Genomic DNA, 17,536 nt, shown 5'->3' with positions numbered 1-17,536 from the left:
CCTCGGCAGTATCGGCCATCGCCGACCGGGACTCCCTCCGCCGGGGTTCCCTCGTCTCTGGTCGCAGATCGGTTGGTACGGCGATGCGCGGGTGAGGGGGCGAGGTCGTACCGACCGTGGTAGCGACCCGTAGGCGCCTTCCGTCCGTCAACCTTCGGTGACGGGGGATGACGAGGCCTTGCGCGGCTGGTGGCCGGGCGTGCCGACCGCGCGGGGCTCGGGGCCGCCGCGGGATGTCGGCGGTCGGGGCGCGGGATGTCGCCGGTCGGGCGGCGGGACCGAGTCGGTACGGTTTGAAGCCGGACCGTCTGGCCCGATCGGGCCACCCCGCGGCCGACATGGAGAGGACTCGCGGATGAAGGTGCTCGTGACGGGCACGGAGGGGTACCTGGGGTGCCTGCTCGCGCCCGAGTTGATGCGCGACGGCCACGAGGTCGTCGGCGTGGACACCGGTTACTACAAGTACGGCTGGCTGTACCGCGGGACGGACCGGATCCCGCTGACCCTCGACAAGGACCTGCGCCACCTCACCGTCGACGATCTTGCGGGCGTCGATGCCGTGGTGCACATGGCCGAGCTGTCCAACGACCCGCTCGGCGCGCTCGCACCGGACGTCACGTACAAGGTCAACCATCTCGGCTCGGTGCGGCTGGCGAACCTCGCCAAGCAGGCTGGTGTCGAGCGGTTCGTCTACATGTCGTCGTGCAGCGTCTACGGCGTGGCGACCGGCGAGGACGTCACCGAGACCTCGCCGGTCGACCCGCAGACCCCGTACGCCGAGTGCAAGGTCTACGTGGAGCGCGACGTCGCTGCGCTGGCCGACGACTCGTTCTCGCCGACGTTCCTGCGCAACGCCACCGCCTACGGCGCCTCGCCGCGGCAGCGGTTCGACATCGTGCTGAACAACCTCGCCGGTGTTGCCTGGACCACCGGCGAGATCGCGATGACCTCGGACGGCACCCCCTGGCGTCCGCTGGTCCACGGCCTGGACATCGCGAAGGCGATCCGCCTCGCCCTGGCCGCGCCGCGCGACGTCGTCCACAACCAGATCTTCAACGTGGGCGACAGCGAGCAGAACTACCAGGTCAAGGAGATCGCCGACGCGGTCGCCAGCGTCTTCACCGGCTGCAAGCTGAGCTTCGGCGACAACGGCGGCGACAACCGCAGCTACCGGGTGTCCTTCGACAAGATCGCGAGCACCCTGCCCGGGTTCTCCTGCGACTGGAACGCGCTGCGCGGCGCCCAGCAGCTGCATGAGGTGTTCAGCCGCATCCAGCTCGACGCGGAGACCTTCACCGGCCGCGGGCACACCCGGCTCAAGCAGCTCCAGTACCTGATCGGCACCGGCCGGCTCGACGCCGACCTGTTCTGGGCGCACCCGTGATCGTCACCCCGACGGCGATCGCCGGGGTGTGGATCGTCGACGTCGAGGCGTTCACCGACGCCCGGGGCCTGTTCGCCCGGACGTTCTGCGCCGAGGAGTTCGCGGCCGCGGGGCTCGCCATCGAGGTGGCCCAGTGCAGCGTCGCCTACAACACCACGGCGGGCACGATCCGCGGCCTGCACTGGGCCGGGGAGCCCGTGCGCGAGACCAAGCTGGTCCGCTGCACCCGCGGCGCGCTGCTCGACGTCGTGGTCGATCCCCGGACCGACTCGCCGACGTACCTGCGTCACGTCGCGGTCGAGCTGTCCGCCGACAACCACCGGGCGCTGTTCATCGACGCGGGCCTCGCCCACGGCTATCAGACGCTGGCCGACGCCACCGAGGCCACGTACCAGATGAACGTCCCCTTCACCCCGGGACACGACCGCGGGCTGCGCTTCGACGACCCGCGCCTCGGCCTCGCCTGGCCGCTGCCGGTGTCGGTGATCTCCGACAAGGACCGCGCCTGGCCGCTGCTCGCGGACGGGCCGGCCGTTCACGTTTTCGGCGCCACCGGCGCCCCGGTCTGAATCCGTTGTCACCGCCGCCACCCCCCGTTGTCTGGTCACTCCCGTGGCCTGCGAAACTCAACGCCGGTGGGTGTGTGGGCGGTGCCCTCGCGACCTGCGAGGGCGACACGGCACCTGACCCTGGTGCCGTGGCAAACAGATTGTTTCCGGACTGTCACATCCCTGCGGCGGATGTGCGGTCACCACGCCGCTCGGCGACATCTCATCAAGGGGAGCGCGCATGTCATCCGGAACCCCGGCCCAGGGCGGTAGCGCAACCGTCGCGGCCGACGCGAACCAGTCGCCGGCCGCCTCCGGCGGCATCGCCACGCCGGTCACCGCCTGCCGGTCCTGCGGCGGTGCGGCCCCGCGGCTGTTCCTTTCGCTGGGGTCGACGCCCATCGCGAACCGCCTGGTGCGCGCCGACGCCCTCGACGCCACCGACCCCTCGTTCCCGCTCGAGGTCGGCTTCTGCGAGTCGTGCGCGCTGGTCCAGCTCACCCACGAGCTGCCCGCGGAGGAGATCTTCGACGAGGACTACCCGTACTTCTCCTCGTTCTCGGACATGCTCGTCCGGCACGCCGAGAAGCACGTCATCGATCTGATCGCCAGCCGCGACCTCGGCCCGGACAGCCTGGTCGTCGAGGTGGCCAGCAACGACGGCTACCTGCTCAAGGCGTTCGTCGAGCGGGGCATCCCGGTGCTCGGCATCGAGCCGACGCCCGGTCCGGCCGCCGCGGCCCGCGAGGCCGGCGTGCCGACCCGCGAGGAGTTCTTCGGCGCGGAGCTGGCCCGCCAGCTCGTCGCGGAGGGCCTGCGGGCCGACGTGATCATCGCGAACAACGTGATGGCCCATGTCCCCGACCTCAACAGCTTCGTCGAGGGCTTCTCGATCCTGCTCGCGGACGGCGGGCTCGTCGACGTCGAGAACCCCGGCGTCGGGGCCCTGCTGGCCCACACCGAGTTCGACACGGTGTACCACGAGCACTTCTGCTACTTCTCCACCATCGCGGTGGACGCCCTCATGCGTCGCCACAGCCTCGCGCTCGTCGGCGTCCAGGAGTTCCCCGAACTGCACGGCGGGACGCTGCGCTGGAGCCTGCAGCACGCCGCGGCCGCCGAGCCGGCCGAGTCGGTCGCCGCCGTGCTCGACGTCGAGCGAGCCGGCGGCCTCGACTCCTTCGCGCGGTACGCCACCTTCGCCGACGACGTGCGCACGGTGCAGGAGGAGCTGGTCGCGCTGCTGCGTTCGCTGCGCGCCGACGGTAAGACGGTCGCCGCCTACGGCGCCGCGGCCAAGGGCGCGACGCTGCTGAACTCCAGCGCCATCACCACGGATCTCATCGACTTCGTGGTCGACCGCAATGTCCACAAACAGGGCAAGTACATCCCCGGGGCGCGGCTGCCGATCCTCGACCCCGCGGTCCTGCTGGAGCGTCAGCCCGACTACCTGCTGCTACTGGCCTGGAACGTGAAGAGAGAGATCATCGCCCAGCAGGCGGAGTACGCCGCGCGCGGCGGTTCCTTCATCGTGCCAGTACCCCGGCCGGTTGTGCTGTAGGCGGGTCCTGCATCGTGGTGTCGGGTCGTCGTCATCTCCGCCCGCGGCCAGCCGGGTCGCGGGCGCCGGTCCGGCGTCGTCGGTCGGGAGAGCGAGCATGACGGGCATCGACGTGGACCTCTGGTCCTCGGGCTGGCCGGAGGATCCGCCGCCCGCGGATCCGCGCCCCGTTGAGCAGACTCCCTACGCCCCCCGGCCGGGGGCGCCGGCGCCGGACGGATCCCCGGCGGCTGGCGCCCAGCGCGGCCCCACTCGCGCTCACCAACCGGCGTACGTGGACTTCGAGGTGTCGACGCCCATCCCGCCGCAGACCTGGGCCGCGCCGCCGTCCTCGCCGGCTCCGTCCTCGCCGGCTCCGGCTCCGCTGCAGCCTTCGCCGTCCCGCCTACCAGCGCCCGGTTGGCGAACCGGCCCGGACGGGCGTCCCGTGGCGGCGCTCTGGGGCCCGTCCCCCGACCGCATGGGACCGGCCCCGGGCGAGCGACAACCCGACCGCTCCGGGGCCGGGCCGTGGGCTGGCGGGCCGCCCGATCCTCGTCGGACGCCGTCCGCGCCCCCGGCCCCGACCTCCGGAGCCGGGCCTCCTCCCGATCCGGCCCCGGCCCCGCTTCCGGTCCCGGTCCCGGTCGCGGCCCCGGCGTCAGGGACGAGGCAACAGCCGGGGGCGCCAGGCGGCGGGGGTGGGGTGGGCGCGAGCCCAACCTCGCCGGGGACCTCGGCGCTGCCAGGGCTGCGCCGGTTGTCTGGCGGTAGCCCGCTGCCGCACTCGATCACCTCGACGATCGACCTGAGCGTCCTGCAGCACCGCCTGCGCATCGAACAGACCGAGGTCATCGCCCGGGTCGAGGAGCCCGCACCCCACTCGCGCCGCCGCCGCCGCGTCGCCCCGTCGGACGCGGAGTCCACCCAGGTGGTCTCCCGCGGGTCGTTGCCTGGCCGGCCGCGTCCCGGCGCCCGGTCGGATCCGGCGGCCACCGTCGCGGGCTACGGGGACCTCGTCGACGATCCGGACACCGGGCTCATCGATCGGCGTGGCGCGCGGGCGGGCGGCGCGGCGCGGCGGCGGGCCGACGCCGGCGGGGTGGTCGACGACCGGGCCCGCGGTGCCGACCGGGCCCGCCGTGCCGGCAGCGCTGATCTTGATGAGGCCGACGATCCCGATCGAGGACTCGGCCCAGGCGGGGACGGGGGCAGCCCCAGTACCCGGTCGAAGGCGGTCTGGACCCTCGCCGACCAGGCCGTCTCCAGCGCGACGAACGCCGCGATCTCGTTCCTCATCGCGCGCCAGGTCAGCGACGTCGAGTATGGCGCGTTCGGTATCGCCTACACGCTGTTCGCCATTGTGATCGGGTTGTGTCGGGGTGCGACCTGCCTGCCGCTGAGCATGCACTACTCGGGCTCGACGCCGTCGTCGTTCCGGTCGGCCGCCTCGGCCACGACCGGATCGTCGTTTGCCTTCGGCATCGGCGTCGGGGTGGTGTTCGTCGGCATCGGCATCGGCCTCGGCGTCGGTGGGCCGGTGGGGTCGTCGCTGTCGGCGATGGGTTTCGTGCTGCCCGGCCTGCTCCTGCAAGATGCCTGGCGGTACGTCTTCTTCGCCATGGGACGGCCGTTCGGGGCGTTCCTCAACGATGTCATGTGGGCGGTCGTCCAGGTGTTCGGGATCTGGCTGCTCGTCCACCGGGGGGTGGCCGAGTCGTCTCCGCTGGTGTTGGCCTGGGGGGCCGCGGCCCTGGTCGCGGCTCTGATCGGTGTCGTCCAGGCCGGCTTCTGGCCATCGCCCGGTGCGACCAGAAGATGGCTGACGGAGAACAGGACGGACTCGACGTACCTGGCGGCGGAGTTCATCACGGTGCAGGGCGCCCTGCAGACGTCGATGCTGGCGATCGGGGCGGTCGGGTCGGTCGGGTCGCTGTCGACGATCGGCGCGCTGCAGGGCGCGCGGACGCTGCTCGGCCCGACCACCGTGGTCGGGGTCGGGGTGGTGAGCTTCGCCCTGCCCGAGCTGTCCAAACGGACCTCGATGAACGCACGAGACCGTGAGCGGGTGGCGTATGCACTGTCCGGGCTGGTCGTCGCGATCGGCGCAGTCTGGAGCCTGATCTTCTACTTCCTGCCGGATCGCTACGGCCAGGCCCTGCTGGGCGACACCTGGGCCGGGACGAAGGACATCCTGGGGCTGTCGATCCTGCACTATCTCGCCGCGGCGGTCCCGGTGGGCCCGGCCTGCATGGCCTACGCGCTCGGTAAGACCAAGATCACATTTCGGCTGAACGCGGCCTTCGCCCCGATGTTGCTCGGATTCCCCATCCTCGGGGCGGTTCTCGGCGAGGCCCGAGGTGCGGTGATCGGATTCAACCTTGCATTCTGGGCTATTGCTCCGGTCTGGTTCGTTCTGCTTCGCCGGTTGGCGCGGGAACATGATGTCGAGCAGGCGGCGTTGCGCGCGGCGCAGGACCAGCCGGGATCCACCGTTGATCCGGCGCGTGCGGCCGTTGGCGATTTCGCCGCCGGTGGGGGTGAGCGCGGGGCGCGGCGGTACCGGCCGGGCGAGGGGCGTGGCGGCCGCGCCGGGTGGTCGGATCGGGGACGATCACGGCAGGACGAACGTTCTTCCGGGGGGCGGCGGCAGGCCGTCGGCCGCCCGGTCGCCGGAGAGTTTGGCGAGGCGGAATTGACCGGCGGGTGGGAGTTGCCCGGCGGTTCGGCGCGGCGTGATAGGTCCAGTGTGAAGCGACGGGATGGAAATAACTCGACAAAAGTTCGGAAATCTGACGTCCCGGAAGAGTTGCGGCGGGAACTCCCGCGGCCGCGACCAACCCGCATGGATCGTGACCACGGATCGCCGCGGGGGAAGCCGGGTGAATCCGAGCGCGGTATCGGCCCGGGGGATGATGTGCACGGTGAGGGTCTCGCCCGGGAAGGTCATCGCGATGGCCATCGTCGCACAACCGGCCCGCGGCGAGGCGGACGCGACACCTGAGCGCCATCACGGCGTCAGTTATAGCTATGACCGTTCACTATCCGCTATCGGCTATGCTCACAAATCGGTTCGTCAGATCTAGAACCGTGGTCCGGCAATCGGGCCGGATGCTCCTGTGGGGGGCCACTTTGAGTCCGCTTCACGTCCTGCTGGAGGTGTCGGTGCGTCAGCTCACCGGCTCTCCGATCCGCGTGCGGGCCCGGTCCGCCCGCTCTGAGTCCGAGGCGTGTGCGTCATGAGCCGTAACGCACAGGCGGGAGGCGAGACCAGCCGGGCCCCGTCCGCTCCCTCGCTGTTCCGCATCATCCAGCCGCGATTGCTGATCATCGTGATCGTGGTCGTGATCTGCGCGGCGCTGTCGGCGATCTACTCCAAGGCGCAGTCGGCCACCTATACGTCGAGGGCGCGGATCTTCTTGTCCACGGACTCGGGCACGCTCGCCAACTCGGTCGACGCGACCCGCTTCGTCCAGACCCAGGCGCAGTTCGCCCAGTCCTCGGCGGCTGTGGTGAAGATCGCGCAGGCGCTCAAGCTGTCCGAGTCGGATGTGACGGGCCGGCTGAGCACGTCCCCGTCGGACGAGGGCTACTTCTTCGTCATGAAGGGCAAGGGGTCCTCACAGCAGGCGGCGACGGACCTGGTCAAGGCGGGCGAGACGGCGTACAGCTCGCTGTTGACGAGCTACGGCCCCAACAGTACAACCTCGGTGGCCGCGCTGATCAAGCTGCGTGACCAGGTCACCGCCGAGCAGAACGCCGCCGGTCAGGGGGCCGACGCGGCCGGGGTGAACGCAGCCACCGTGCGCAACCAGCAGATCAACGATCTCAACAGGAAGATCGCCGATGCTAGTACCGCGTCGGCGCTGGACAGCTCCGCGGTCAAGCTGGCGGAGCCGCCGGTCGCCGATGGCCAGGGCGGTCCCAACCTGCTGCGCAACATCCTCGTCGCGGCGATCGTGGGTCTACTCGGCTCCATCGCGGCCATCTGGATCATGTACCAGCGGCGGCCGACGATCCTCGACCCGCACAACCCGTCGGACACCCTCGGCGTCCCGCTGATCGCCGCGCTGGAGCCGGGGCGCACGACTGCGAGCGCGGCCGAGACGCTCGTCTCGGCGATGTCGGCGGTGATGTCGCCGACCAGCAAGGTGGTCGCGTTCACCCCGGCGTCGCGCGGAGACCTCGCCGCCGACCTCGTCGCCTCCGTCGCCGCCGCCTGGTCGGACGACCAGGGTGTCGTGCTGATCCTCGACACCTCCCCGTCGTCGGAGGTGCGGGCGTCGCTGGAGAGCCTGCCGCGGGCGATCTCCGGGGAGCTGCCGCGCTGGGCGCACGAGCCGACCTGCCTCGCCCGCTCGTCCGGCACCGGCCGCGGGCACATCCTCTACAACCGGGTCTCGCCGGCCCGGGCGGCCCGTCCCGGGGGCCTCGCGCCGATCCTCGCCGACCGCGCCCCCGTCGTCGATCTGGTCATCCTGGTCACCTCGGCGCTGGCCGAGCTGCCGATGACCGCGGCGTCGGCGATCCAGGCCGACGCGGTCGTGGTCATCACGTCCACCGAGACGCACCTCAAGGAGCTGGAGCAGGTGCCGCGGGACTGGCCGGCGCTCGCCGAGCGCGTCGTCGGCGTCGTCCACGACGGCCGCACCGGCATCCGCCGGACGACCGGCAACGTCACCCCGGAACGTCGTTCCTCGGTCGACACGATCACGTCGAACTCGCCCGTGGGCGGCGGCGAAGGCGCGTCCAGCGGCAAGCACGGCGGCATGGATCCGGAAAGCACCGACCGCTACGCCCGCCCGGCCCGGTAACGTCCCCCGGCCCGGCCCGGCTGCCCACGGCGGCCGGGCCGGCGCCCTCGCGTAACGACGGCCCCGCTCCTCGCGCATCCAGCGCGTCGAGCGGGGCCGTCGCACTTCTGCGCGGAGCTCAGGTGCCTACTCGCGCAGGCCGGTACCTACTCGCGAACGAGCGCGAGGACGAAGCCGTCCCAGCCCTTGCTGCCCACGGTCTGCAGCGCGGTCGCCGTCAGCCGTGGCTCCGCCCGCACCAGGTCGAGCACGGCCCTCGTCCCCTGAACGTTGGGGTCCGCGCTGGCGGGGTCGACGACCGCCCCGCCGCGCACCACGTTGTCGACCACGATCGCGCTGCCGGGACGGGCCAGGCGCAGCGCGGCGGCGAGGTAGCGCGCGTTGTTCTGCTTGTCCGCGTCGATGAACACGAGGTCGAACGGCTCGGGGCGCGCGGCGATCAGCACCTCGAGCGAGTCGACGGCGGGACCGAGCACGACGTCGGCGACGGCGCCGAGGCCGGCGCGGTCGAGGTTGCCCCGGGCGACCTCGGCGTGGTGAGGATCGACCTCCAGGGTGACCACCCGGCCGGTCGGTCCGACGGCCCGCGCGAGCCAGATCGTCGAGTAGCCGCCGAGGGTGCCACCCGCCGGCCGGAGACCATCCGGACGAGCAGGGCCAGGAAGGCACCCTGGTTCGCCGCGACCTTGATCGGCGGCAGCCCGGCGGCGTGGCTCGCCGCCCGCGCCTGCCGCAGCGCCTCGTCCTCGTCGATCAAGGTGTCGATGAGATATTCGTCGACGGCCTGCCAGCTCTGCGTTGTATCAGGCACCGGGCGGAACCTCCGCTGTGAGGGTCGGCGCCGGGCGCCCGGCCGGGGCCCGGCCGGGAACTCAGATGCCCGCGAAGACCCTGCGCTGCGCGGGAGGCTGGGATGACGGTGGCGGCGGCCCCAGATCGCCCGCCCATCGGTCCGAGTCCTGTGGCGAGACCGTGAACCAGGCGACGAGTAACAGGCCCAGACCGGTGACGACCGGGGCCAGCAGGCCGCCGGACAGCACAATGTAGAAGACCAACACCGAGCCGGAGAGCACGAACGACTGCGAGCCACGGACGAACATCGCCACGATGAAGCTGAGGAACGTCACCGTGCCGAGGACCCCGTACTCCAGGACGAGCTTCGGCACGAGCGCGTAGTTCAGTGGCAGGCCGGTGCGGCGGAAGAACTCAGCCGCGTCGCGGTCGGCGTAGCCCGAGCCGGAGCCGAACGCCACCGTCGCCGGATCGCTGCCGAGCGAATCCCAGGTGCGCTGGTAGGGCTGGACGAAGCGCAGGCTGCCGCTGGAGGTCGACGAGGACGTCTCTGTCGCGCGGGCCGCGAAGATGCTCGACGCCGGGGTGAAGCTGATGATCAGGACGATGAGGCTCACGCCGATCAGGGCGGTGAGCGCGAACCGGGCGCCCTTGTGGACGGCCAGCAGCACGCCCGCACAGGCCAGCAGCAGCAGACCGGTGCCGGAAACGGTGCTGAGAATCGCCAGCACGAACATGAGCAGCCGCCACCAGCCGCCGTTGCGCAGGACGCAGACCACGATGCCGAAACCGAGGAACTGCGAGCAGAACGATGCCTCCAGACAGACGAAGGCGTTCGACTTGAACAGCGACGATCCATACTGGACCGGGTAGGACGTGTTGAAGCCGTGCATCAGGAACTGTGACGGCACGATGTCCTTGACGACATCGGTGTACGGAACGCCGACGAGCTGAATCGCGAACTGGAAGATGGCCAGCCCGGCCAGCACTGTGATCATGATGAGGAGGCGGTCGAGGAGCCGGGGCAGCAACGCCCGGGCGTCGGCGGGACGCAGGCCGAAGACGAACGGGACGTACGTCGCCAGCAGCAACATCAGCGACGTCAGGGACGTGCTGTCCTTCTGCCGCAGGAAGGACACGAGAGCCGACAGCGAGCACGCCGTCATCGCCACCAGGTAGCCGGTCATCCGACCCGAGTGTCGGCTCAGCCTGCCGCGCCGGACCATGATGGCCGCGCACACGTAGGTGATCGGCAGGATCACCTGAACCTGTGAACCGCCGACGGGGATGGCGATCCGCTGGAAGAAGATCTCGAAGAACAACAGAACGGTGAGCAGCCGCAGCGTCGCGTCGTTCACCGTGCGGCCGCTGCCCGCCTCCTGGGTCGGGATCACCCACGACCGCGGAATCCTGGTCGTGAGGGTGGTGGTTACCACTGGCTTCCCGTCCCCCGTTCTCGGTCGGCGGGGGCGCCGCAGCCGCTCGGGCGGCGGTGAACGCTGCGGGCGATCCCCGGGTGGCCCCGCATGGCGGCCCGGTGCGCCGTGTGGACGGCACCGTCGGCAAGTGTAACCGGCGTCGATCCGGCGCCTCCCACCGTGGTCTTCGGTCAATTTCCGGGGCGTACGGTCGCCTGTCCGTCACCGTTGGCAGTCGTCTTCGTGGTGTCTTCCGAGGACCTGGTGTCGCCGGGCGAATAATGAACAGGCCACCTCCGGCTGCGGTCGGAAAAGTTCTCGGGTCTTGGAGCTCCTCGAGCGAAGACCCGCGTTCGTCGTATCGCCGGTGGCGTTATCGTCCGCGGCCGATGCCTGTTCTCAGCTGGTGCGGCGGGGTCGGCCGTTCATTGCTGGCGCGAAGGTGTCCGGTCGTTCCAGCGGCTCTGACGATCTGCCCTCACCGTGGAGGTGTAACGTGCGCTATTCCGGCATCGCGCCGGGAGGGCGTCCGCCCCCGTCCGACCGGATCGGTTCGGAGCGGGGCGACACCTCGCCGACCCGCGCTATTTCGTTCAAGGGCAGTGACGGGCCCGGCCAGCATGGTGCCGACACCGGCACCATGCCGCTGCCGGGCATCCGGGTCTCGGGGTCCGTGGACTCTGGCGCGTCCACGGACCCCGAGACGTCCGGCTCGATGCTCCAGCCCGGCCCGGCGCCCAACGCATCCCGTGGGCCCGACGCATCCGGTGGGCCTGGCGCATCCGGTGGGCTTGGCGGTGCGGGCGGGTCGCGGTGGCGGCTGCCGCGGTCACGGCGCGGGCGGGCGCTGGTGGGCACCGGCCTCGCGGCGGTCCTCGCGGCTGTGGTCGGCGTCGTCGGGCTGGTTGTTCTGAGTAGCGGCGGCAGCGGTGGCGGGGGCAGGAGCGGGGGATCGGGTCCGACCGCCCCGCCGGCCGCCGGGGTCACCTGGCCCTCCGGGGCCAACGCCAACCCGCCCCACGATCTGGCCGGCTGGGAACGCTGGCTCGGCCGCCGGAGCGACGTCGCCGTCGTGTTCACGGTCCGAGACAACTGGCAGAAGATCGTCGCCGACGACTGGCCTCTGTCCGGGTTTCGCCCGGACGTCTACGCCGGCAGGGTGTCCGTGGCCCAGCCGCTGTTACCGAAGGACGGCAACGAGGCCGCCTGCGCTCGCGGCGACTATGACGCCGACTGGGCGACCTTCGGGCGGACGCTGGTGCGCAACGGCCGCGGGGACGCCTACGTCCGGCTCGGCTGGGAGTTCAACGGCGACTGGTTCTGGTGGTACCCGCGCGACACCGCCACCTGGCGGACCTGCTTCCAACGGGCGGTGACCGCGATCCGCTCCACTTCGCCCGGCGTCCACATCGACTGGAACGTCTCGGCCCACCGGAACTCGATGCCGGACGGCGACAACGTCTGGGCGGCCTACCCCGGCGACGGGTTCGTCGACGTCGTCAGCGTGGACGCCTACGACTCCTACCCGCCGTCGTTCACCCGGGCGACCTTCGACGCTCAGTGCAACGAGGACTCGGGCGCCTGCACCGTCGCCCGGTTCGCCCGCGCGCACGGCAAGCGGTTCGCTGTGCCGGAGTGGGGGGTCGTTCGCTCGGCGGGTGGTGGCGCGGACAACCCGTACTTCATCCAGAAGATGTTTGAGCTGTTCCAGGCGAATCGGGCGAACCTTGCCTACGAGGCGTATTTCACCGCGACCGATGCGGGCAACGTCCAGTCCTCGCTGATCGACCCGCCGAGCAATCCCCGCGCCGCCCAGCGCTACCGAGCCCTGTTCGGCGCCCCTAATAGCTCTTCTTCGCCGGGCGCAGGTGCAACTCGGTGATCTCGGCGGTGGGCGGGAGTCGGATCAGGTAGTCGACGAGGTCGGCGACGTCGTCGGCCTGGATGAGCAGCGCCGGCGCGTACTTCCGGCCCTCCCGGGCGTAGATCGTCTCCTGCCGTGGGGTGGCCGTGCGGCCGAGGTGGATCGTGGCGACTCGGATGCCGTCGGCGTTGATCTCCTGGCGCAGGCTGTCGGCGAAGGCGCGTATGGCGTGCTGGGTCGCGGCGAACTGGCCGGTGCCGGCGCCCGCGCGGACACCCTGTGTGGAGTTGACGATGACGATGTCGGCGCCGCCGTCGGCCCCCGCGACCCGCAGCGCGGGTAGCAGCCGCTGGGTCAGCGCGTAGGGCGCCCGGACGTTCGCGAGGTACTGCGCGTCCAGGTCGGCCAGCGACGCCGCGTCCACCCGGGCACTGGCGTAGGCCCCGGCGCTGTGCAGCAGGTGGTCGACCCGGCCGTGGCGGGCGGTGACGTCGGCGACGACGTCGGCGACGGCGGTGTCGTCGGTCAGGTCGAGCCGGATCGGCAGCAGCGTGCCCGGTCCCCTCGCCTCCTTGCCGAGGCCGTCGAGCCGGGCCTGGTCGCGGCCGAGGGCGAGCACGGTGGCGCCGCCCGCGGCCAGCCGCAGCGCGGTGGCGCGGCCGATGCCGCTGGACGCGCCCGTCACGACGGCGACGTGCCCGGCGAGCGGAACCGCGTCCGCCGCCGTGCCGCCCGCGGGCCGGACCGTCACGCGCTCGACGCCTGGGAGAACACCAGCACGGCGTCCTCCCGCGGGGGCGCGGTGTCGTAGCTGAGGCAGATGTCCTCGGGGATGCGGGTGAGGTCGGTGCCGCGCAGGTAGTCCCGCATCGTGGTGCCGGTGCACTCGGAGTCGACGTTCGGCGCCCCGATGTGATTGACGACGTCGTCGACGTGCACAGTGCGGAAGTCCATGCTGAACCGAGTGCGCCCGGAATCGTTCGGCACCGACGAGTGCAGCTGCGCCGCGGAGAAGATCAGCATGCCGCCGGACGGCGCGACCACCCGGGTCTGCGGGAAGATCTCCACCTCCTCCTCCGGCTTCGGCTGCTTACGGGTGTCGGACTTGATGTGCTTCGCCGCGTCCGCCCGGCTCTTGGCGTTCCACTCGTAGTAGTCGTAGTTGCGGGAGCCGTTCTTCACGCCCTGGCTGAAATAGCGCGGGTGGAAGGCCAGGCCGTTCTCCGGCACGATGTCGAAGATCGGCATCCACCAGTTGAGCTGGCAGAACGGGGCCGAGTACCAGGTATCACGGTGCGGGTGGAAGGCGTAGGCGATGCCGGAGGTCAGGTAGTCGTCCGACGTCGAGGTCCGCAGCCGCGGCACGTCGAAGTACGTCTTCGCCGGGTCGGCACCGTGCTCGGCGAGGATCGCCGGCAGCAGTTCCTTGAAGGTGGGGTGGTGGATGAATTGTGGCTTGAGCTCTGCGAGCAGGGCGGCGTACTCCTCGACGGGCATGTGGTACTGCGCCGTCTCGGGGTCGAGGCTGCCGAACGCCTCGCGGATCAGCCCGCGGCTGAACTCGACGAACTCGCGGGTCGCCAGCCTGGGTGCGTAGACGAACAGGTCGCCCTGGTAGAGCTTGGTCCGCCGCTCGTCATCGGACAGCGTGGACTCGACCAGTACCGAACTCATCGGATTCTCCCTCGGAACGGACGTGGGTGAGAAGAAGCCGGGCCATGGCGAGTTCGTCCGGCGTCGTGACATGGATGTTGGCGGGTTCGCCCGGTACGACGACGACCAGGCCGCCGGCCTCGGCGACCATCGCCGAGTCCTCCACCGCCTCGCGGGCACCCGCGTGCGCAGCGCGCAGCAGGTCCGCCCGGAACGCGTGCGGCGTCTGTACCAGCCGATGGGTCTCTCGCGGCAGCGACGCCCCCGCGACCAGCCTGGGGGAGGGACCGACCCCACCCGTGGGCTTGATTTCGCCGGCGGCCTGAATCCCGCCGGCGACCCGAATTTCCTTGACCACCTCGGTGAGCGGCAGGCCGGGCACGGCCGCGTCGGCCCCGGCCCGGATCTCGTCGACGACGCACCGGTAGAGGGCGGGGGTGGCCAGCGGGTGCGCGGCGTCGGTGATCACGATGATGCCGGCGTCCACCGGCACGGCCGCGAGCCCGGCCCGCACGGACTCGGCCCGGGTGGCGCCGCCGGTTGTCAGGCGGACGCCGGGCGGTGGCGCCCAGCCGTCGACCGTCGCGGCGGGCACGACCACGACGATGCCGTCGCTGGCTGCGCGGGCCGCCGCGACCGGGTGGGCGAGCAGCGGCTCGCCGCCGAGGTCGAAGAACTGCTTCGGCCCGCCGAAGCGGGTGCCGCCGCCGCCGGCGAGCACGATCGTCCAGACCGGTCCGGCAACGTCGGACCGGTCTGGACGACGGGTGGACCGGCCGGGACCGCCGGCGAGGTCAGCCACCGGGCGCATCCGCGGGGTCGGCGCCCGCCTCGGCAAGCAGGTCGACGCCGGCCAGCGCGTCCGCGGCCTCGGCGACGGTGTCGAACGGCAGGTCCGCGCGCTCGGCGATGTCGAGCAGGCTGCGGGTGCCATCGGCGAGGTTGAGCACCCACAGCAGACCCATCTCGATGGCCTGGCGGTTCATCGTCGCGCCGATGGCCCGGTACAGGCCGTGCCGGCCGAGCTGCGGCTCGCCGTACGGGGCGGTGTTGCACCAGGTCCGATTCCGCTCGCAGATCTCGATCGTGCGCCGCAGGATGGCGAACGAGTCGGCGAGCGACTCGGGCGTGACGAACTCCAGGTCATCGGCCGAGGTGTGGTATTGCGGGTACTCGCCGTGCTGGCCGCGGCCGAACCGGCCGACGGGCAGATCGAAGCCGGGCGAACAGAACTGCCGCTCGTCGTAGCCGTAGGGGGAGAAGTCGACGACCCGGTGCGGCCGGCCCGTCTCGGCCAGCGCCACCGCGGCGGCCCGGTCGACGGCGGCGTCACCCCGGCGACTGCGCTTGTAGGTCGGGTCGTTGCGGTCGCCGAGGCCGGTCAGGACCAGCCCGTGGCGGATGCGGTCGATCGAGTCCCGGTTGCGGGCGAGCCAGGTGATCGAGCCGATCGTCCCGGGGATGAACAGCAGCCGGAACGTGTGCCGCCGCGGCCCGGCGGCCAGCGCCCGCGCCAGCAGGGTCGCCGTGGCGATGCCCGAGCAGTTGTCGTTGGCCATCGCCGGATGACAGGTGTGCGTGGTGATCAGGAACTCGTCGGAGGTCTCGCCCGGCAGCACGATTTCGCCGTAGGTCAGCGACCCGTCGGTGAGCGTCGTGTCGATCTCGACCTCGTACTCGCCGTCGGGCAGGGCGCCGAGCTGCTGGTCGGTCAGGCAGAAGCCCCAGTTCTCGTTGTAGTACGAGGTCCGGTAGGGCACCCAGCCCGGCCGGTCCGGCATCGAGAACAGGTGCGGGCGCAGTTCGTCGAGGGGCATCCGGGCGCGCACCGACGTGCTGTAGCCCAGCAGGTGCAGCGGGTTGTCGGCGGCGTCGACGACGGTCTTGCCGTCGGGGCCGATCAGCCGGGCCGAGCCGACGTTCCACTCCCGGGGGACGGCCCAGTCCAGCGCCGGCGCGCCGCTGGGCACCTCGTGCACGGTGAGCGGCACCTCGGGGCCGAGCGCCCGGGCGACGGTGCGCAGCGTCGTGCGCACGCCCTCGCCGGTGATGCTGCGCATGGGCGGCAGCAGGTTGGCGATCAGATCGTGCAGCCAGTGGCCCGGGTCGGCCGGCAGCGCAGCGTCGTCGTGGTCGCCGGTGTGGCCGGCGTCGCCGGTCGCCCCGGCCACGCTTGCGGATGCGGTCATCGTCGCGGATCCGTCCGGACTTCTCAGTCGGCCCAGACGCGCCACGGCGCGGACCCGGCGTCCCAGAGCTGGTTGAGCTCGGTCCAATCCCGGAAGGTGTCCATGCCCATCCAGAACCCGTCGTGGTTGTGCAGGGTGAGCTGGCCGTCCCGGGCGAGCTGCTGCAGCGGGTGGCGCTCCAGCAGCAGCGCCGGGTCGTCGTCGAGGTACTTGTCGATGAACTCGCGCTCGAAGACGAAGTAACCGCCGCTCACCCAGCCGGTCTGCGGCGGCTTCTCGGCGAACAGCGTGACCGCGTTGCCGTCGGTTTCCAGCTCGCCGTAGCGGCTCGACGGCCGGACGCCGGTGACGGTGCCGAGGCGGCCGGATGCGAGGTGGTCGGCCAGCACCGCGTCGACGTTGATCGCGCCGACGCCGTCGCCGTAGGTGAGCATGAACCGCGGCCCGGTCAGGTACTGGGCGACCCGGCGCAGGCGGGCGCCGGTGCCGGTGAGCAGGCCTGTCTCCGCAAAGGTGACCTCCCACTTCTCGTCGCCCACCGAGTTGTGGAACTGCGGGGTGTGGTCGTCCGAGAGCGTGAGGGTGAAGTCGGCGACCTGTGCCCGGTAGGCCAGGAAGTAGTTCTTGATCAGGTCGCTCTTGTAGCCGAGGCAGAGCACGAACTTGCGAAAGCCGTAGTGTTCATACGTCTTCATGATGTGCCACAACACCGGCTTGCCGCCGATGTCCACCAGCGGCTTCGGCAGCTTTTCGCTGGCCTCCCGCAGCCGGGTACCCATCCCGCCGCAGAGGATGACGACCGGGATGTCGGCAGCGTCGGGGATCTCGGTGGTCTTGGCGCTTTCGATGCTCAAGGCTTGCGTCTCCCGTGCTCACGCCCCGGTCGGGCTCGGTGGGGCGGATGGGCGCTCATGGCATGGTCCTCACTGGACCGCAGTGCATTCCGGGTAACCCGTGAGGGCCTGCAGCCCCTCGCCGACCGATGCCGGGGCCGACGGGGACAGCCGCCGGTCGTTCCCGGTGTGCGGGATGGTGCGCTCCCGGGTAAGGACATCGCACGCTCGCCCGCGCTCATGGCGCGCGGGCGTGATCCCCCTCTGCCGTTTCTTGATGGATACCAGCGACGGACCGCCTTCATCAGCGTCCCCCGGCACTGCCGTCGCAACGGTACCGTATGCCTCGCAGCCTGCCGGAAGTGTCCCTTCCAACCTTTGCGTGCCGACCCGCTTGGCGACGCTGCGGTGGGGTCGGCCCAGCCCCGCCCTGGTGGCCTTTCGTGGGTCGTCGACGCCTGCTCCGCACGAGGTCTCCGCACGAGATCTCCGCGCCAGCGG

At 71.2% G+C, this 17,536-nt stretch carries 13 protein-coding genes; 6 read left to right on the top strand and 7 right to left on the bottom strand.

Features of this window, described 5'->3' with window-relative positions; translation table 11 throughout:
- Window positions 1–355: 355 nt before the first annotated feature.
- From G6R25_RS03025 to G6R25_RS03005, 5 genes are all read left to right on the top strand, one after another.
- A complete protein-coding gene (locus tag G6R25_RS03025) occupies window positions 356–1,384 on the top strand; it encodes an NAD-dependent epimerase/dehydratase family protein (RefSeq protein ID WP_163551621.1) in 1,029 nt (342 codons plus the stop codon).
- The gene (locus G6R25_RS03020) at window positions 1,381–1,953 is read left to right on the top strand and encodes a dTDP-4-dehydrorhamnose 3,5-epimerase family protein (protein WP_163551619.1); all 573 of its coding nucleotides are present in this window, start codon (window positions 1,381–1,383) and stop codon (window positions 1,951–1,953) included. Before G6R25_RS03025 ends, G6R25_RS03020 begins: the two co-directional genes overlap by 4 nt.
- A gap of 220 nt (window positions 1,954–2,173) precedes the next feature.
- Window positions 2,174–3,493 carry a class I SAM-dependent methyltransferase gene (locus G6R25_RS03015; protein ID WP_163551617.1) on the top strand — a complete coding sequence of 440 codons (1,320 nt, stop codon included), beginning with the start codon at window positions 2,174–2,176 and terminating at the stop codon, window positions 3,491–3,493.
- A gap of 685 nt (window positions 3,494–4,178) precedes the next feature.
- Window positions 4,179–6,476: a hypothetical protein gene (locus G6R25_RS03010; RefSeq protein ID WP_235947284.1), complete on the top strand. Its 2,298-nt coding sequence runs from the start codon at window positions 4,179–4,181 to the stop codon at window positions 6,474–6,476.
- A gap of 235 nt (window positions 6,477–6,711) precedes the next feature.
- Complete coding sequence (locus G6R25_RS03005; protein WP_163551615.1) at window positions 6,712–8,286, top strand: Wzz/FepE/Etk N-terminal domain-containing protein; 1,575 nt, start codon at window positions 6,712–6,714, stop codon at window positions 8,284–8,286.
- Between the two features lie 146 nt (window positions 8,287–8,432).
- On the opposite strand, the gene G6R25_RS31215 is transcribed toward G6R25_RS03005, so the two are convergent.
- Window positions 8,433–8,849: an O-methyltransferase gene (locus tag G6R25_RS31215; protein ID WP_235947282.1), complete on the bottom strand. Its 417-nt coding sequence runs from the start codon at window positions 8,847–8,849 to the stop codon at window positions 8,433–8,435.
- A 309-nt stretch (window positions 8,850–9,158) separates the two neighbouring features.
- Window positions 9,159–10,472, bottom strand: a complete 1,314-nt coding sequence (locus tag G6R25_RS02995; RefSeq protein WP_235947279.1) for a hypothetical protein — start codon at window positions 10,470–10,472, stop codon at window positions 9,159–9,161.
- A 520-nt stretch (window positions 10,473–10,992) separates the two neighbouring features.
- Here G6R25_RS02995 and G6R25_RS02990 point away from each other — a divergent pair.
- Window positions 10,993–12,378 (top strand): glycoside hydrolase family 26 protein, encoded by a 1,386-nt coding sequence (locus tag G6R25_RS02990; RefSeq protein WP_163551612.1) that lies wholly within the window; start codon window positions 10,993–10,995, stop codon window positions 12,376–12,378.
- Here the strand turns inward: G6R25_RS02990 and G6R25_RS02985 are convergent.
- The 5 genes from G6R25_RS02985 to G6R25_RS02965 are packed head-to-tail and all read right to left on the bottom strand — an operon-like array spanning window position 12,338 to window position 17,056.
- A complete protein-coding gene (locus G6R25_RS02985; protein WP_163551610.1) occupies window positions 12,338–13,111 on the bottom strand; it encodes an SDR family oxidoreductase in 774 nt (257 codons plus the stop codon). The two genes, G6R25_RS02990 and G6R25_RS02985, sit on opposite strands and share 41 nt — an antisense overlap.
- Window positions 13,108–14,034 carry a phytanoyl-CoA dioxygenase family protein gene (locus G6R25_RS02980; protein ID WP_163551608.1) on the bottom strand — a complete coding sequence of 309 codons (927 nt, stop codon included), beginning with the start codon at window positions 14,032–14,034 and terminating at the stop codon, window positions 13,108–13,110. Before G6R25_RS02980 ends, G6R25_RS02985 begins: the two co-directional genes overlap by 4 nt.
- Window positions 13,997–14,815: an IspD/TarI family cytidylyltransferase gene (locus G6R25_RS02975; protein WP_235947276.1), complete on the bottom strand. Its 819-nt coding sequence runs from the start codon at window positions 14,813–14,815 to the stop codon at window positions 13,997–13,999. The genes G6R25_RS02980 and G6R25_RS02975 overlap by 38 nt, the downstream gene beginning before the upstream one ends.
- Window positions 14,808–16,202 carry a DUF4910 domain-containing protein gene (locus tag G6R25_RS02970; RefSeq protein ID WP_163551604.1) on the bottom strand — a complete coding sequence of 465 codons (1,395 nt, stop codon included), beginning with the start codon at window positions 16,200–16,202 and terminating at the stop codon, window positions 14,808–14,810. The genes G6R25_RS02975 and G6R25_RS02970 overlap by 8 nt, the downstream gene beginning before the upstream one ends.
- A gap of 23 nt (window positions 16,203–16,225) precedes the next feature.
- Entirely contained in the window at window positions 16,226–17,056 is an 831-nt protein-coding gene (locus G6R25_RS02965) for a glucose-1-phosphate cytidylyltransferase (protein ID WP_163551602.1), read from the bottom strand.
- Window positions 17,057–17,536: the final 480 nt, after the last annotated feature.

Source organism: Candidatus Frankia alpina, assembly GCF_902806485.1.
GTDB classification, from domain to species: Bacteria; Actinomycetota; Actinomycetes; order Frankiales; family Frankiaceae; genus Frankia; species Frankia alpina.
This window is presented reverse-complemented; position numbering and strand designations above follow the sequence as displayed.

Coding starts and splice junctions, on each gene's coding strand:
- G6R25_RS02980 (WP_163551608.1), bottom strand. CDS start 14,034: ATGAGTTCGGTACTGGTCGAGTCCACGCTGTCCGATGACGAGCGGCGG.
- G6R25_RS03015 (WP_163551617.1), top strand. CDS start 2,174: ATGTCATCCGGAACCCCGGCCCAGGGCGGTAGCGCAACCGTCGCGGCC.
- G6R25_RS03025 (WP_163551621.1), top strand. CDS start 356: ATGAAGGTGCTCGTGACGGGCACGGAGGGGTACCTGGGGTGCCTGCTC.
- G6R25_RS02970 (WP_163551604.1), bottom strand. CDS start 16,202: ATGACCGCATCCGCAAGCGTGGCCGGGGCGACCGGCGACGCCGGCCAC.
- G6R25_RS03005 (WP_163551615.1), top strand. CDS start 6,712: ATGAGCCGTAACGCACAGGCGGGAGGCGAGACCAGCCGGGCCCCGTCC.